Genomic DNA, 14,812 nt, shown 5'->3' with positions numbered 1-14,812 from the left:
CTAGGGAACGACGTACATTTCGAAGCGCATAGAGGACTGAATATCCTTCTTTGCGTACTTCATTTCGATCTGCTGGATACCTACGCGAGCGGCAGAAGCCGTATAGGCAGCAAAGAATGCCTGGAGATCGCTAAAATCAGCACCGGAAGTCACATTGAAAGTATAGCGCTTATACACGCCAAAGTCTTCAATGACAGGCTTTTCAAAGCCAGCCAGCTGAACCTTCACGGAAGATGCCATGGTCTTCAAGTTCTTCACTTCATTAGCAACTTCCGCACTAGGAACAAACTGGGTGACGGTGTTCAGCTTTACGTTGTTCACGTTATACTGACCGTAAGCAGTAATGTCGGTAGCAGGAGCGTTTTCCGGAAGAGAAGGTGTCTTGAAGTTGGAGCTAACAGCCTTCATGCGATCCAGGAAAGCGCGCTGGGAAGGCGGCTTCACAGCAACGCCACGGACGTAGAAGAAGTTCGGAGCCTTATAAATACAGTCGGAGAACCCAATGTCATCCGGAGTAGCTGTATTCAGGAAAGCGATAAACTGACCGAAGGAAGCCTTCTGGTAAGACACCTTTTCCAAGGGCAGGTAGGAATTGTAGTCCGTACGCTTCTTGTTATCATACAGAGCCTTGGGATTGATTTCACCAACAATCTGCTTTGCAGTCATGGATTCACGCTGACGAGCATAGGCAGCAGCATTTGCAGCCATCGCTTCCAGCGAACCGCCAGCAGAAGTCCGCAAGCCAGTCTGACTACGAACTTCGGTCAAAGTCGGGTCTTCAGCGCCAATCAAATCCAGGTAGGCTGCGGGGAAAAGTCCCTGCAGAGGATCAGGAACCCCATTCACACTCAGGAAGCAGCTGAAACCAACCACGGCAAACAGGGCGGCAACAGCAAAGGTCATTGCCTTCTTACGGCCTCTCTTGTTCAGTTCCGCAACACTGGTAACATGAACCGGAGATACAGTTTCAACAGTAGAAAGACGTTCAGCGGCGTCGATCAAATTCAAATGGATCATACACCCTCCATCACATTAAGGGCTGCACCGATTGCACCGGAACAGCACAGTACGGCAGCAGCATCTTCAGCTTCCACCGGCAGTCGAAGGTTAGAGAAGGAATCCAACATCACCAGCTGGCAATCGCTGAGCTTCTGGCGAAGGGTTTCCACAAAGGAAAGATCGCTAGCCATTTCACCGCAGAGGTTCACCATCTTGGTGTCAATTGCTGAATTTTCTTCCTTAGCAAGACGAATCTGTTCGGCAATGCCATCGGCAAGTATCTGGTAAGCTTCTTCCTTGGACTTGTTCACCAGGTTCAACGTGGACACGCAACGCATGGCCTGGAGATTATCCTTCGTAAGCCACACCATGGTAACACCGGCATAGTCGGCCTTAACCACGCATCCCAGTTCAGAAACCTGTTCTGCAAAGTCCATCAGGTTCATCAAGGACAGGACATCTACATCCAAAGATTTCGGAGTCAGGGACTTATTGCGGAAGCCCTTGCGGAGATTGTCCACCCATTCACGACGTACCGCAATCAGCATCACCGTATAGCCCAGGGAGTCATCGCCCTTCATGATTTGATAATCAATGACGTAAACACCATCATCGGCGTTGGTTATGAGGGAAACGTACCACTTCAAGTAGTCATCCAGATTCTTGGAAGCCTCGGCGGGAACAAAAACCTGACGGATAATAGAGCGGAACGCAGGGATGGAAACAGAAACTGCATCAACGTTTTCCACGTTGATAAACTTCATCCATTCCTGAAGCACCACTTCGAAAGCGTAGACGTCCACCAGCGGGCTGGTTTCGGTTTCCAGAATGGCAGTCTTCAGAACGCGACGTTCCGTACCATCCAAAAGGGCTACCTTCAGAGAAGCGTCTGCAACTTCAATACCTAGGTATAATTTCGTATCACTCATATACTCAACGACTTATGATTAAAATTTTACTTTACAAAACTAATCAAAAATCACCCCAGGTAGTATAGCCTCCAGCTTTTTATTCCCAATTCCAGGCACTTTTTTCAAGTCTGTAGGGTTTTTAAAGGGTCCTTTCGCCTCTCTTTGTGCCACAATCTTTTCGGCAAGCTTCGGTCCAACCCCATTTAGAGCGCACAAATCATCCACAGAGGCCGTATTTATATGCAGGGGTAACTGCACCTTTTTCTTCTTTTTCCGTTCTTTTTTTTCGACTTTTGATGAATCCTTATGGGATTTTTCGAAAGAAACGAAACCTTCGGATGGAGTTTCGTTCCATGCAGGAGGAACCGAATCCCCTACAGGAGCAATTAATTTATTCGCAACATCCTCGATCTGGAAAGAATCTATGGACGGCAAGCCCCAAGGAAGGACGCGAACAACCACCCCCACGACAAACAGGCAGAACGCCAGGTAGACAACTTTTTTCTCAGGGCCGTTCATGGGCTACTCCCGGTTCAATACGGAAGGGAGTAACCGAATGTATTAAAGATTCCACAGCGGAAACATCGCCAGGAACATCTACTGAAACAGAAGCGTAGGGACTCTGGACGATACGAATGGGACGTTTCCCCAGAATGCGCATTTGCTCCAGAGACCGCTCCAGTTCTACGGGACTCTGCGGAAGGGAAGCAAACTCCTCACGGGCAAGTCGGGAATAGGCGTAAATTCCCTGGTGCTGGAACCATCGGGAAACTTCAGCCGGAGGGACTTCACGGGTAAAGTCAACCGCAATGTGGCCATCCACACGGACCTTCACCACGGTCTTTACCATGGCTTCGGCAGGATTCAGAGGGCAAGCTACCGTCACCCAGCAGTCCGGATGGCGTTCCAGTTCAAGAGCAACATCCGAAAGAACCGAAGGCTCTACCAACGGTTCGTCCCCCTGGAGATTGACCACCAGGTCCAATCCCAGAGCTCGGGCGGCATCAGCCACACGATCCGACCCCGTACTTGCAGGACCAGTCAGGATGAATTCAAAACCAGCATTAGAAACGACTTCCGCAATACGGTCGTCGTCGGTAGCACAGATAATGCGATCAAAACATTCCGCCAGGAGAGCTCTCTCCATAGTGCGGATAATCATTTCCTTGCCAGCAATCTTCACCAAAGGCTTCCCGGGATACCGGGAAGAACCCATACGGGCAGGAACGATACAATGTACAGCCATAGGACTCCGAAAAGGCTACAGCAGGCCAGAAAGACTAGCCGCCAATAACCTTAGGAATGGCAAAGTGGTCGTTTTCCACTGCCGGGGCGTTAGCAAAAGCCTGATCTAGAGAAAAACCCTGCATGGGAACATCTTCACGAAGAATGGTAGCGCCGTTCTCAACAGCGGTCATCGGTTCCACATGAGAGAGATCCAGAGCCTTGAGGGCATCCAGATGAGCGAGCATCTTGTCCAGATGGCCCTTGAGAGCCGGAATTTCTTCTTCAGAAACGCTGAGACGAGACAGCTTAGCCAATTTCAAAACTTCACTATTTTCGAGCATAAAGCCTCTTTTTCATTTCTTTACGGTCTTAATCTAGCAAAAATAAGTCCGACCCATGTCAACAACAGTTTGCAAAATAAGGCTATTTCACAATTTGCAGGGCTGCGTACTTCAGGACGATCGTACGGGTTACATTATCCCCGAAAACAACATCCACACGGGCATTATCCCCAGTACCGTAACAGTTCATCACCGTACCGACACCATACTTTACGTGACGAACCTTCACTCCGTTCTGGAAAGGATTCTCGCTGAATTCATCGAATACAACGCGAGGACCGGAGGGTTTTGCTGCCGGATTGGGGACCGTCACCGGATTCTTGAACACAATGCGACGGTCGTTCTTCCTGATGGAGGGAGGTACAGGAGCCGGTCGACCAAAGCCGTTATTAAATCCATTGCCACCGCCGAAGCCACTGGACCTTGAGAAAGACCCGCTGGGAGAAGCAGGTCGCTTCGGGAAAGACGAAGACGACGGGAAGCTAGGACGCATAGGCCTAGAGAAGCCTCCCTGGCGAGGGTAATCCTGATTGAAGTCATCAAAACCGCCACCAAAACCATCTCTACGATCATGAACATCCACTACAGAAGGATCCAATTCCTTCAGGAATCTGGACGGTGCGAAGGGGCGGATATTCCCCTGGAAGAATCGACGTTCTGCATGATACAGGTAAAGGACCTTTTCCGCACGGGTACAGCCTACGTAGAACAGTCGGCGTTCTTCTTCCATCTGCTCATTCTGTTCCTGAGAAGACATCATCATGCCGCCTCGGACTAACGGGAAAATTTCCTCGTCACATCCAGCAATATGGACTGTGTTAAATTCCAAGCCCTTGGCCATGTGAATCGTCATCAGGGGCACCAGCCCCTTGGATGTATCCACCTTCTTGTCTCCATCAGTTAGGAGGGAAATATCCTGAAGGAAGGCTTCCAGGGTAGCGCCAGGATGGTCTTCGTCAAATTCGCGGATGGCGTTCACCATTTCGTCCAGGTTGCCGATACGTTCATCGGCAGTAATTTCATCTTCCTTGCGGAGGAACTCCTTATAACCAATATCATTGATGATCCGTTCCGCAAGAATAGGCAGCGGAGTTTCACCAGCCATAATCAAGTCCTTCCAGGTAAGGATCAAATCCGTAAAGCCGCGGAGCTTGGGCGCCGAGCGTCCAAGGCCATTTGCCTCTTCCAGGAGATTCTCCCAGAAGGAGCCTTCCCCCAGGCGCTCCTTTTCCAGGATATTTTCGACAGTCGTCTTACCGATGGCTCTAGGCGGTGTATTAATGACTCGAAGGAAAGCGGCATCATCGCGATCATTGGAAAGAAGACGCAAGTAAGCCAGGACATCCTTGATTTCCTTACGGTCCCAGAAGCGGGTTCCCCCGAAAATCACGGACGGAATACGACGATCGTTCAGGGCTTTTTCAAGAGCACGGGACTGTGCATTGGTGCGGTAGAATACAGCCGTCCTGGAGTAGAAATCAGGCCCAGCCTTGGCGATGGTATCCGCAATGGCAGAGGCTTCGCCACGATCGTCCATAAAGTTACAGACATGAATCAGTTCTCCAGCTTCTTCCTTGGAGAACACCACTTTCTCCATGCCCTCAGGACGGATATTATGGGCAATGACGGAACCAGCTCCCTGGACAATGTTGGACGTAGAACGGTAGTTCCTTTCCAACTTAACCACAGTCACAGGTGCAAAGTCCTGGTGGAAATTGCGGATAATCTTGATATTGGCGCCTCGCCAACCATAAATACTCTGGTCGTCATCCCCCACTACAGTCACGTTACGCTGCTCGTTAATCAAGAGCTTCAGCAATTCGTACTGAACATCGTTCGTATCCTGGTATTCATCCACCACTACATACTGGAAGCGCGTCGACAACTGTTCGGCAAGTTTGGGAAGACGCTGCAACAGGAGAACCGTATTGAACAGAAGATCGTCAAAATCCATGGCATTGGATTCTCTCAATTTCTTCTGGTACAAACCATAATACTTGGCACGCAGCTCTTCGTCAGGATAATCCGCACGGTTCTTCGCCACTTCGGGAGTCTGCAGGGTCGCAACGCCTCCCTTGTAAAGGACGGTATTCTTATAGCGGGAAATGGCGGAATGAACCTTCTTGATGTCGGAGGCTTCCACATTTTCATTATCCGCCTTCATGATTTCCTTGAGGATACGTTTTTGGTCGTCATCGTCATAGATGGAGAAATTGCCGTCAAACCATTTGCCACTGGAATCGGACATGGCTGCAACCACGGATTCCTTGGAAAGGCAGAGTTTCAGCAACTTAAGGCAGACAGAGTGGAACGTCCCCATCCAGCTAAAGTTCATCCTGCAATCCAGCAACTTCTGGATACGATCCTTCATTTCGCGGGCGGCCTTATTGGTAAAGGTCACTGCAAGAATCCGGTCAGACTCCACATGATGGCAAGAGACTATGTGGGCAATCTTATAGGTAATGGCACGGGTCTTTCCCGAACCTGCGCCAGCCAAAATCAGCATGGGGCCATCGATTTTCTTTGCGGCAGCGGCCTGTTCCGCATTCAACTCTCTATCAAGAACACTTCCATCTACAATATTAGCCATGATTAAGAAGATAGAAAAACTAATCTTGTTATATTTTAAATAGTTTGGCATTATACTACGAAAAAGTTTTTTGAGTGGAGTAACGCATGAAAAAGCTAAGTTTCGTCACGCTCGCAACCCTGATCGCTCTTTTGGGCTGTGGGGACAAGTCCTCCAAGGACAAGGCTCCCGAAAAAACTTCGGGTGCAGTAAAGGAGAGTGCAGTAGATTACCTATCAACAGCACGCCTGATTACACTGGTTGACTCCGTCAAGGAAATTAACGAAGTCGTAGCGAATCATTACACCTGGGTTGATGCAGTCAGTGCATGTCCCAGCGGCTACCGCCTCCCTACTGTAGACGAATTCAAGAAATTGACATCTAGAGCCAATGAATTCACGCGTGGAAACTTTTGGTGGACCGCTAACGTAACGGACCAGCAGGATTCCTCTGCAGAATACGCGGGAGCCATCATGGCGACCCTTCCAGAAAGAGCAACGGAATTCCAGTTTAAGGTTTCCAGTTCTATGGATATCGCCAAGGTTACATGCCTTCAGGACACTACCGGAAATAAAATTGTAGTGAATGAAAGTGCACAGAAATTCTCCAGCATGGAAGGAACCATTACCGGCACCAAGCTTACGCCCTACTACCAAACATCCCTAGACAATATGGGCTGTTCCGACTGTTGTTGCGAAGAAGGAAATGGAGGAACACTAAATGTTTCCATCCAGACAGAAAATGGTTCCATTGACGAATTCCAGATAAAGGAACTTAGCGATTCCTTCTGCGGCGCCTTATCCTTCGACGAGAACAATACTCCCAAGGATATTCAAAAAGTCTCCGACGGTTGCACTCCCGCTGTAATGGAAAACTTTAGAATTCTCCAGCTGTTCCAACCTGATGTGAAAATCAAACGCATTAGCTGCACGTCCTCTATCTACTTGATGACTCCCACCCAGAAATCCCGTGAGGAAGCATCCTGTGGAGAGACCATCACTCTTGATTTCTACGGTAAGATTCAGGATATGGCTCTCGCTCACAATGACGATCCCGAAGCAGAGAAAGAATGCAATTACAGCATCTTGATCGGCAAGAGCGATAAGCCCATTACCACAAGAGCTACTTGCAGCAATGCTGAAATAGGCAAGGATTATACCATCCAGGTGACTATAACCCTGGATCCTGTCACCTCTAAGGACGCGAGCCCCATTGTCAATCAAGAATTCCCCTGCTGCTATGGAGAAATCCAGAGCCATCAGATTACAGGAATTACTTTCACCCCAGTTATTCCGTAAAACAATACCCTTCTTGGCATAAATTTTGCAAACAATCGGACGGATTTTCCCGGCCGATTTTTTATTTTTGGTTCGTTAAAAACAAACAGAGGTAACTATGCTTTTTAATTTCGACATGATCCAGAAGGTCTATGCCAAGATGCCGGCCCGCGTTGACGGTGCCCGCAAGCTTCTTGGCCGCCCCCTCACCCTTGCAGAAAAGATTCTCTACACCCACTTGATCAACGGTGCAGAAAGCAAGCAGTACGTTCGCGGTACGGATTTTGCCGAATTCCATCCGGACCGTGTGGCCATGCAGGACGCAACCGCCCAGATGGCACTTCTCCAGTTTACAACTGCTGGAAAATCCAAGGTCGCTGTTCCAAGTTCTATACATTGCGACCACTTGATTATCGCCAAGGAAGGTGTAGAAATCGCAAACAAATATTGATTAAAAAGTCCCGCATATCCAATCGCAGGACTTTTTTTTTCTATTTTTTTTGCATACAGAAATTAGGAGGTTTATTTGACTATGATCAAGTCAAAGTTTATTTGGGTTAGCGCATTCGCCATCGCATTAATCAACGCCTGTTCCAGCGGCACCGATGCCGATGAAACCAGCGGCGTTTTCCCCGAGCGCTGGGCTAACAATCCTGCAGGTTACGGAAGTGAAATTTATTCAGTTGCCAAAGGCGATTCCATCAATGGATTCCAATGTTCCGTTTATGAAAAAGGAAATGAAGTCATTGAATCCTCCATTGAATTTCAATCAGGATTTGAAATCAAGGCCATATACCGCAACCTCATCAAAAACGACAGCATCACAGTAACTGTTTTCGTCGGCATGGAACCTTATACAAAAATGACCATGGAAGACATGTGTAACCAAATGACCCAAAGCGCTGATACAGCCAATGGTGCGTACGTGGTTTGCGAAGATGATTACATCAAAGAAGTCGCATTCGGTTCATATACAGTGTCCGATTCTATCGCAATCGCGAGGACAAAGGAACAGGCTATCAAGAAATGTAAGCAAAAAGACCTTGACTACGAAGTACCCGCCGGCAACGACGCTTTCGAGGAGCCATCTTGCGTCCCCGACACCCTTTTCAAAGCAGACGGTTCCTACACCCTGGATATCCCGGATAACTGCAACTAGCTTTCACTTCAATTCTTGGCACAAATTTTGCAATATAATCGGTTGGAGAAATCCAACCGATTTTTTGATTTTTCTAAATTTAGACCGTTAAAATTTAACGAGGTAACTATGCTTTTCAATTTCGACATGATCCAGAAGGTCTATGCCAAGATGCCAGCCCGCGTTGACGGCGCCCGCAAGCTCCTTGGCCGCCCCCTCACCCTTGCAGAAAAGATTCTCTACACCCATTTGATCGACGGTGCAGAATCCAAGCAGTATGTTCGTGGTACTGATTTTGCCGAATTTAACCCGGACCGCGTTGCCATGCAGGACGCAACCGCCCAGATGGCACTCCTCCAGTTTACAACTGCTGGAAAATCCAAGGTCGCTGTTCCAAGTTCTGTACATTGCGACCACTTGATCATCGCCAAGGAAGGTGTGGAAATTGACCTTCCCAAGGCAAAGTCCGACAGTAAGGAAGTGTACGACTTCCTCCAGTCCGTTTCCGCAAAGTACGGCATTGACTGCTGGCTTCCGGGCGCAGGCATTATTCACCAGGTGGTTCTCGAAAACTACGCCTTCCCGGGTGGTATGATGATCGGTACCGACTCCCACACAGTGAACGCAGGCGGTCTCGGCATGCTGGCTATCGGTGTTGGCGGTGCTGACGCTGTGGACGCCATGGTTGGCCTCCCCTGGGAATTGAAGTACCCGAAGATGATCGGTGTGAAGCTCACCGGTAAGCTCCAGGGCTTTGCAACCGCTAAGGACATCATCCTGAAGCTAGCTGGCATCCTCACCGTTAAGGGCGGCACCAACGCTATTATTGAATACTTCGGCGAAGGCGCACGTAGCCTCTCCGCTACCGGCAAGGCTACCATCGCCAACATGGGTGCAGAAGTGGGTGCCACCTGCTCTACCTTCAGCTACGATGATTCCATGAGCCGTTACCTCAAGGTTACCGGCCGTGCAGAAGTTGCCGAAGCCGCCGACAAGATCGCTTCTTACCTCCAGGCAGACCCGGAAGTTGAAGCCGAACCGGAAAAGTACTTCGACCGCGTTGTGGAAATCGACCTTTCCACCCTCGTTCCCCATTACAATGGTCCCTTCAGCCCGGACCGCGCATTTGCCGTTACCGACATGGCAGAATCCATCAAGGCAACTGAAGCTAAGCCGGAATCCACTCCTGTTGTTTCCGCAGCCCTCATCGGTTCCTGCACCAACTCCAGCTACGAAGATTTGTTCATGGCAGCAAGCATGATCAAGCAGGCTCTGGCCAAGGGTCTTACCCCCAAGTGCCCGCTGATCATCAACCCGGGTTCCGAACAGGTCCGCTACACTGCAGAACGCGACGGTCTCATCGACCTGTTCAAGCAGTTTGGCGCAACCATCATGACCAACGCCTGCGGTCCTTGCATTGGCCGTTGGGACCGTGCAGGAGCCGACAAGAAGGAACTGAACACCATCGTTCACTCCTTCAACCGTAACTTTGCAAAGCGCGCCGATGGCAACCCCAACACCCACGCTTTCGTCGCCTCTCCGTTGATGGCTGTGATTGCAGCCCTCTCTGGCGACATTCGTTTCAACCCCATGACCGACACTCTCGTGAACATGGAAGGCAAGGCTGTTAAGCTGGATCCTCCTGAACAGTGCGAACTGCCGCCTAAGGGCTTCGACGTGAAGGACGCCGGTTTCCAGGCTCCTGCAGAAGACGGTTCCTCCATTACCGTGAGCATCAACCCCGAAAGCAAGCGCCTCCAGGTTCTGGCACCCTTTGCCGCATGGGACGGCAAGGACATCGCCGGTGCCCCCATCCTGATCAAGGCCAAGGGCAAGTGCACCACCGACCATATCTCCATGGCTGGTCCGTGGCTCAACTACCGCGGTCATCTGGAAAACATTTCCAACAACATGCTCATCGGTGCCGTGAACGCATTCAATGGCGAAACCAACAAGGTTCTCTGCCAGTGTGGCGAATACAAGGAAGTTCCGGAACTGGCCAAGGTTTACAAGGCCAAGGGCACAGGCTCCATCGTGATCGGTGACGAAAACTACGGTGAAGGCTCCAGCCGCGAACACGCTGCCATGGAACCCCGCTTCCTGGGCGTCAAGGCCGTGATCGTGAAGAGCTTCGCCCGTATTCACGAAACCAACCTGAAGAAGCAGGGTATGCTGGCCCTCACCTTCGCAAATCCTGCCGATTACGACAAGATTCAGGAACAGGATGTGTTCGACATCCAGGGTCTCACCGCCTTTGCTCCGGGCAAGCCCTTCACTCTGGTAGCCCACCACAAGGACGGCTCCGTCGACAATATCACTTTGAACCACACCTACAACGATCAGCAGTGGGCATGGTTCAAGGCCGGTTCCGCCCTGAACTTGATTAAGCTCAACAACAAGTAATCGGAAGCTGCGGTGGAAAGGCCGCGGTTACCCATAAAAAAAGTCCTGGGCGAAAACCCAGGATTTTTTTCGTATCCAAGCGGACCTATTTACTGCAGTCTTTCGTTGCGAAGGTGTTTAGAATCTTTGTTGCAGGAAGCTTTGTGATAGCCTTAATATGGGCGGATTCCGGATCCTTGCCCACACCTTGAGTCTGTTCCACCAATTCAGTTGAACCATATCTAAGGGTAATCGTTCCTCTAGACGTATAGAGAGTCTTTGCCGAATTAGCCTTGTCAGAGAAAGACAATACAGCATCCAACCCAGGCAAGCCGTACTCGGATGAAACGTTCAAGCCTGCATCCCCCAGGAACCGCTGCATAGCCCCACATTCGGCAACTTCACCTAGGCAGCTGAAGTTGTACTTGCAGCCCTTCTTTTCTGATTGATAACTAACCGTCTTAGTAATCAAGGCCGACTGACGTACAAACTTGAAGTTCATATCCGGATGGACAGTCACTTCGCCGCTAGGCTTCTTCTTCATCACATCCTTCAGCGAGAAAACAGCTTCACCTTCTGCATTGGTTTTTTCCGTTACAAGATCTTTCTTGTCCTGCGTCAGGATAATCGGGAAATTCACAATAGGTCCAGCAAAATCCTTGACCGTCACCACCAAGGCTTCGCTGGTCAAATCAGTTTCCATGGAAATGGTTTGCATAGAGGACATGAGAAATTCCGTAAGTTCCCCTAAGGTAGACTCCAACAGAAATTCCTTCTCCACCGGTTGAATAAAGGAAAGATTTTCCAACTGCAAACTATAGGAATCCACCAGCTTTTCCAACTGAATCATGTCGCCAGACATCTTGCGATAATCTCGGTCCAACATATCCAGGCGTATAATGGAATCCTTGGATTTCATCTCTTTCTGTAATTTGGTTAGATCCAGCAAAATTGCAGAAGAAAGCTGGTCCAAATCCACAGAAACCGTGGATGTATAAGCACCCTTCTGTTTCGGACCAACCTTAATCTTAGCCCCCTTCAGCAGGACATTACTTTCCACCGTTTTTTTGCTGGTGAATGTAGACTGGACATTACCATCCCTGTCTTCCGTCTTCACGGATTCCATGGACGCTTTTACAGAAGAACTGATCTGCATGGCAACGCCTTCCATGGCTTTCTTATCCGCATCCTTCTGAGATACCGTAGAGGTCGCTGTATAAGAAACCACATTAGCGGCCATCGAAATCACAGGCGCAAGCATTACTGCTGTCAAAAATTTCTTCATCTTATTCATTACTGAATTTCCAGAATAATCAATTTCTTAGTAATGTTCTGCTTACGAACCTTAGCAAGGTCCTTCAGGTCTTCATAAAAAACTGAATAAACCATCTGGGCGTCTTCATACTGGGCAGGATCCACGGTCAACATCAAATCGTAGGTGTTTCGGCTCATGGAAATCACCTGCATCTTGCTGAACTTCTTACGAATCTGGGAAGAAACCATGTTGGAAATTTCTTCCGCCTGATCGTCCGTAAATTCGCCAGTCAGATGGGCAACCACCTTATATTGCACCCCTTGATCCAGCTGGGCTGCAAGCTTTTCACGGACCTTATTCTCAAGACCCACAATAGCCTGCTGCATGCATTTCTGGACCAGGACTCTCTGGGATTCACTACCATCGTTCTTCATACGGACGGATTCACTAGCCAGAAGATTTGCCGTAGAGGCTTCGCTAGCATTCAAGTCAATAACAATATCATTTTCCTGAATGGAACCAGAATAAGTGATATTGATATCAGCACCCACGGATAGGCCCGCCACATAAGCCAAGTCTTCATCGTTACCAGCAATGGAAGACTGCAAGTCCACTACTTCGTCCAGCTGAGCCTGACTTTCAAGGCTAACCACCTTATAGTCTCGATTCGTAAGGTAAGCGTTAATCACTTCCATGGCAGTCTTTGCCAGAGGATTTTTGCGAACCACGTCGATACTTGCGTTCATCTTGCCTGTAAGGGCCGGTGCAACAAGAACGGTGGGAATGGTCTTAAACTTGGCGTTAGAAATCTGAATCGTAGGAGCGGACTCTGTATCCTTCACATCAGCCTTCTGCACTCCCTCCTCTTCATACTTGATTTCTGCATAAGCGGTCTTGGCTCGTTCACGAACAGCATCGTTATCCTGTTTCTTGGGAGTATCTGCGCAGGATACCAGCATAAAACCGCCTACCAGGGCGAAAGAAGCTAGAATTTTATTCATCATTATAACCTATTCCCTCTTAAAAATTTTATTCCTTAGACAAGCCACCGCTTTGCTTCAAGCGTTCGTATTCCTGGTCCTGGGGGACCACAGAATTTCGAGCCTTTCCACCTGGATGGTTCGACACCAGGCAATAGACCTCATAGGTTTTCTTGGCACGGTATTTCTTTCCATCCTTCGCAGAAACGACGACTTCAAAATCAGCAATCTTATTTCGTTCGATTTCAATAGGAACTTCGTACGTCAAGGACGTCAAATCACTTTCACCAATGGTTTCCACAATCTTGCCACCACGACGAACTTCAATGGACTTAAGATTATCCAGGTCACCGGTAGAAATACCAGCAAGACTAATCTTCAAGTTGGAATTTAAGGAAGTTGCCGGCAAATCCAAATGGACTTTTTCCGTACGCGCCCCCAACTTTACAGAAAGGTTCATCTTCTTGGCGGGACCATTTTCCACTTCGGACTTTGCAGAGTCTTCTGCTACAGCACTCGGTTCAACAGAAACGTATTCGGTCACCCACATGTAGCAAGGAAGTTCCACGGAGCCATCACCGCAACTTGCCAGGAAGCGCTTTGTACCATAAGCGTCATCCGCCCAGGTAAAGGTTTTGGAGTAGATTCCGTTTGCACCTACCGTATCCGATTCACCCCACACAGAAACGATAACCCCAGGAGTGACACGGGCCGTCAAAGTCACAGAAGGAACATAGATTCTGGAACTGATCTGTTCCGTATTAAACTTAAGATTCTTATCGAAGGCCTTCTGACGCTTTGCATAGGAAACATCAAATGTTTTCAAGGACTTCTCCAGGACATCCACAGACTCAACCTTGCCAGGGTCTTCCTGAGCGAGGGAATCTATCGCTTTAGACAAATGCTGAGTACCAGAGGATGCAAGATTGAGCATCCTGGTTTTACCCTTTTCATCCACAAGGATCGTCTGCTTCTGGACAATACGGCTGGTTTTACCAGACGCATTAGTCACATCCACCTTACCTTCCTTCAAGGAAGCCACCGTGTTCCCCTTTACATTTCCAACGAATCCCGCAGTACCACGAATTGCGGCAACCGCTGTACCCGTCTTGAACTTATACATGGCACTTTTTTGTTTCTGGATATCAAAATAAACCTTACCACCATTTATATTGATCCAAAATACTTTCCCACTTTTTTCATCATCCGCAACTTTCAGGGTAACATCGGATTTTTCGTCAATCTGCAATACAGAGCCATCCATAGAAGCAAGTACTACTTCAGATTCAACTTCCGTACGTACACGGTCATCCTCAACCATCTTCTGACCGGAACGAACATTCTTCCACGCATCACCGATTCCTTTTTTCAGGACGAAAACTTCACCAATCTTACGGCGAACCTTCATGACAAGCAAAGACTTCAGGTCAGAAGCGTCTTCCAGCACGTCATCGGCAGGCTGAGGTTCAGCCTTAACTTCCATCGTATTCTTCTGAACATCCAGCTGTGGCGCTTTTGTACCTTCTGCAGACTTTTCTTCGTTGCACGCAACGAGCAATAAAGATGCAGTAGCAAGACAAGTCAGCAAAAGTTTCATAGAGGCTCCATATAGCAATTCTTTGGGAAATATAGACAAAAGGCGAATTTAAGTCGCCAAGTAAATTTGTTTAACTTGCCTAGAAATATACTCTAATGGGGTGAGAAATCCAAGTCGTTTTCTCGGCCGATTGTTC

The 14,812-nt window shown here is 48.7% G+C and carries 12 protein-coding genes and 1 pseudogene; 4 read left to right on the top strand and 9 right to left on the bottom strand.

All coding sequences use genetic code 11. The annotated features are described in order from the left end of the window. The 6 genes from BGX12_RS02475 to BGX12_RS02450 all read right to left on the bottom strand — a co-directional run bounded on the left by BGX12_RS02475 (position 1) and on the right by BGX12_RS02450 (position 6,068). Positions 1 to 1,017, bottom strand: a complete 1,017-nt coding sequence (locus BGX12_RS02475; RefSeq protein WP_109734512.1) for a hypothetical protein — start codon at positions 1,015 to 1,017, stop codon at positions 1 to 3. Beyond that, positions 1,014 to 1,928, bottom strand: coding sequence for a type IV pilus biogenesis protein PilM (gene pilM / locus BGX12_RS02470; RefSeq protein WP_109734511.1), 915 nt, complete (start codon positions 1,926 to 1,928; stop codon positions 1,014 to 1,016). Before pilM ends, BGX12_RS02475 begins: the two co-directional genes overlap by 4 nt. Before the next feature lie 39 nt (positions 1,929 to 1,967). Beyond that, positions 1,968 to 2,429 (bottom strand): helix-hairpin-helix domain-containing protein, encoded by a 462-nt coding sequence (locus BGX12_RS02465; protein WP_109734510.1) that lies wholly within the window; start codon positions 2,427 to 2,429, stop codon positions 1,968 to 1,970. Next, positions 2,416 to 3,156: a 3-deoxy-manno-octulosonate cytidylyltransferase gene (locus tag BGX12_RS02460; RefSeq protein ID WP_109734509.1), complete on the bottom strand. Its 741-nt coding sequence runs from the start codon at positions 3,154 to 3,156 to the stop codon at positions 2,416 to 2,418. The genes BGX12_RS02465 and BGX12_RS02460 overlap by 14 nt, the downstream gene beginning before the upstream one ends. A gap of 34 nt (positions 3,157 to 3,190) precedes the next feature. Next, positions 3,191 to 3,478: an Asp-tRNA(Asn)/Glu-tRNA(Gln) amidotransferase subunit GatC gene (gene gatC, locus BGX12_RS02455; RefSeq protein ID WP_109734508.1), complete on the bottom strand. Its 288-nt coding sequence runs from the start codon at positions 3,476 to 3,478 to the stop codon at positions 3,191 to 3,193. 82 nt (positions 3,479 to 3,560) lie between these two features. Further along, on the bottom strand, positions 3,561 to 6,068 hold the full coding sequence (locus BGX12_RS02450) for an ATP-dependent helicase (RefSeq protein ID WP_109734507.1): 2,508 nt from the start codon (positions 6,066 to 6,068) through the stop codon (positions 3,561 to 3,563). An 86-nt stretch (positions 6,069 to 6,154) separates the two neighbouring features. Between BGX12_RS02450 and BGX12_RS02445 the strand changes: the two genes are divergently transcribed. The 4 genes and pseudogenes from BGX12_RS02445 (at position 6,155) to BGX12_RS02430 (ending at position 10,865) form a co-directional block, all read left to right on the top strand. Next, positions 6,155 to 7,345: a hypothetical protein gene (locus BGX12_RS02445; RefSeq protein ID WP_109734506.1), complete on the top strand. Its 1,191-nt coding sequence runs from the start codon at positions 6,155 to 6,157 to the stop codon at positions 7,343 to 7,345. A 97-nt stretch (positions 7,346 to 7,442) separates the two neighbouring features. After that, positions 7,443 to 7,757 (top strand): annotated as a pseudogene (locus tag BGX12_RS02440) (aconitate hydratase); the annotation flags it as partial. 99 nt (positions 7,758 to 7,856) lie between these two features. Beyond that, positions 7,857 to 8,483, top strand: a complete 627-nt coding sequence (locus tag BGX12_RS02435; RefSeq protein ID WP_109734505.1) for a hypothetical protein — start codon at positions 7,857 to 7,859, stop codon at positions 8,481 to 8,483. Positions 8,484 to 8,591: 108 nt separating this feature from the next. Further along, positions 8,592 to 10,865: an aconitate hydratase gene (locus BGX12_RS02430; protein ID WP_109734504.1), complete on the top strand. Its 2,274-nt coding sequence runs from the start codon at positions 8,592 to 8,594 to the stop codon at positions 10,863 to 10,865. 85 nt (positions 10,866 to 10,950) lie between these two features. On the opposite strand, the gene BGX12_RS02425 is transcribed toward BGX12_RS02430, so the two are convergent. From BGX12_RS02425 to BGX12_RS02415, 3 genes are read right to left on the bottom strand one after another with little or no spacing between them, the layout of a single operon-like run. After that, a complete protein-coding gene (locus tag BGX12_RS02425; protein WP_109734503.1) occupies positions 10,951 to 12,138 on the bottom strand; it encodes a hypothetical protein in 1,188 nt (395 codons plus the stop codon). Continuing rightward, positions 12,138 to 13,103 carry a DUF6175 family protein gene (locus tag BGX12_RS02420; RefSeq protein WP_109734502.1) on the bottom strand — a complete coding sequence of 322 codons (966 nt, stop codon included), beginning with the start codon at positions 13,101 to 13,103 and terminating at the stop codon, positions 12,138 to 12,140. Before BGX12_RS02420 ends, BGX12_RS02425 begins: the two co-directional genes overlap by 1 nt. 25 nt (positions 13,104 to 13,128) lie before the next feature. Then, positions 13,129 to 14,676, bottom strand: coding sequence for a FecR family protein (locus BGX12_RS02415; RefSeq protein ID WP_109734501.1), 1,548 nt, complete (start codon positions 14,674 to 14,676; stop codon positions 13,129 to 13,131). Between the last annotated feature and the right edge of the window lie 136 nt (positions 14,677 to 14,812).

Source organism: Fibrobacter sp. UWR4, assembly GCF_003149045.1.
In the GTDB taxonomy this organism is placed as follows: domain Bacteria; phylum Fibrobacterota; class Fibrobacteria; order Fibrobacterales; family Fibrobacteraceae; genus Fibrobacter.
This window is presented reverse-complemented; position numbering and strand designations above follow the sequence as displayed.

Excerpts from the sequence above, each read along its gene's own strand:
- BGX12_RS02475 (WP_109734512.1), bottom strand. The coding sequence starts at position 1,017 with ATGATCCATTTGAATTTGATCGACGCCGCTGAACGTCTTTCTACTGTT.
- pilM (WP_109734511.1), bottom strand. The coding sequence starts at position 1,928 with ATGAGTGATACGAAATTATACCTAGGTATTGAAGTTGCAGACGCTTCT.
- BGX12_RS02465 (WP_109734510.1), bottom strand. The coding sequence starts at position 2,429 with ATGAACGGCCCTGAGAAAAAAGTTGTCTACCTGGCGTTCTGCCTGTTT.
- BGX12_RS02460 (WP_109734509.1), bottom strand. The coding sequence starts at position 3,156 with ATGGCTGTACATTGTATCGTTCCTGCCCGTATGGGTTCTTCCCGGTAT.
- gatC (WP_109734508.1), bottom strand. The coding sequence starts at position 3,478 with ATGCTCGAAAATAGTGAAGTTTTGAAATTGGCTAAGCTGTCTCGTCTC.
- BGX12_RS02450 (WP_109734507.1), bottom strand. The coding sequence starts at position 6,068 with ATGGCTAATATTGTAGATGGAAGTGTTCTTGATAGAGAGTTGAATGCG.
- BGX12_RS02445 (WP_109734506.1), top strand. The coding sequence starts at position 6,155 with ATGAAAAAGCTAAGTTTCGTCACGCTCGCAACCCTGATCGCTCTTTTG.
- BGX12_RS02435 (WP_109734505.1), top strand. The coding sequence starts at position 7,857 with ATGATCAAGTCAAAGTTTATTTGGGTTAGCGCATTCGCCATCGCATTA.
- BGX12_RS02430 (WP_109734504.1), top strand. The coding sequence starts at position 8,592 with ATGCTTTTCAATTTCGACATGATCCAGAAGGTCTATGCCAAGATGCCA.
- BGX12_RS02425 (WP_109734503.1), bottom strand. The coding sequence starts at position 12,138 with ATGAATAAGATGAAGAAATTTTTGACAGCAGTAATGCTTGCGCCTGTG.
- BGX12_RS02420 (WP_109734502.1), bottom strand. The coding sequence starts at position 13,103 with ATGATGAATAAAATTCTAGCTTCTTTCGCCCTGGTAGGCGGTTTTATG.
- BGX12_RS02415 (WP_109734501.1), bottom strand. The coding sequence starts at position 14,676 with ATGAAACTTTTGCTGACTTGTCTTGCTACTGCATCTTTATTGCTCGTT.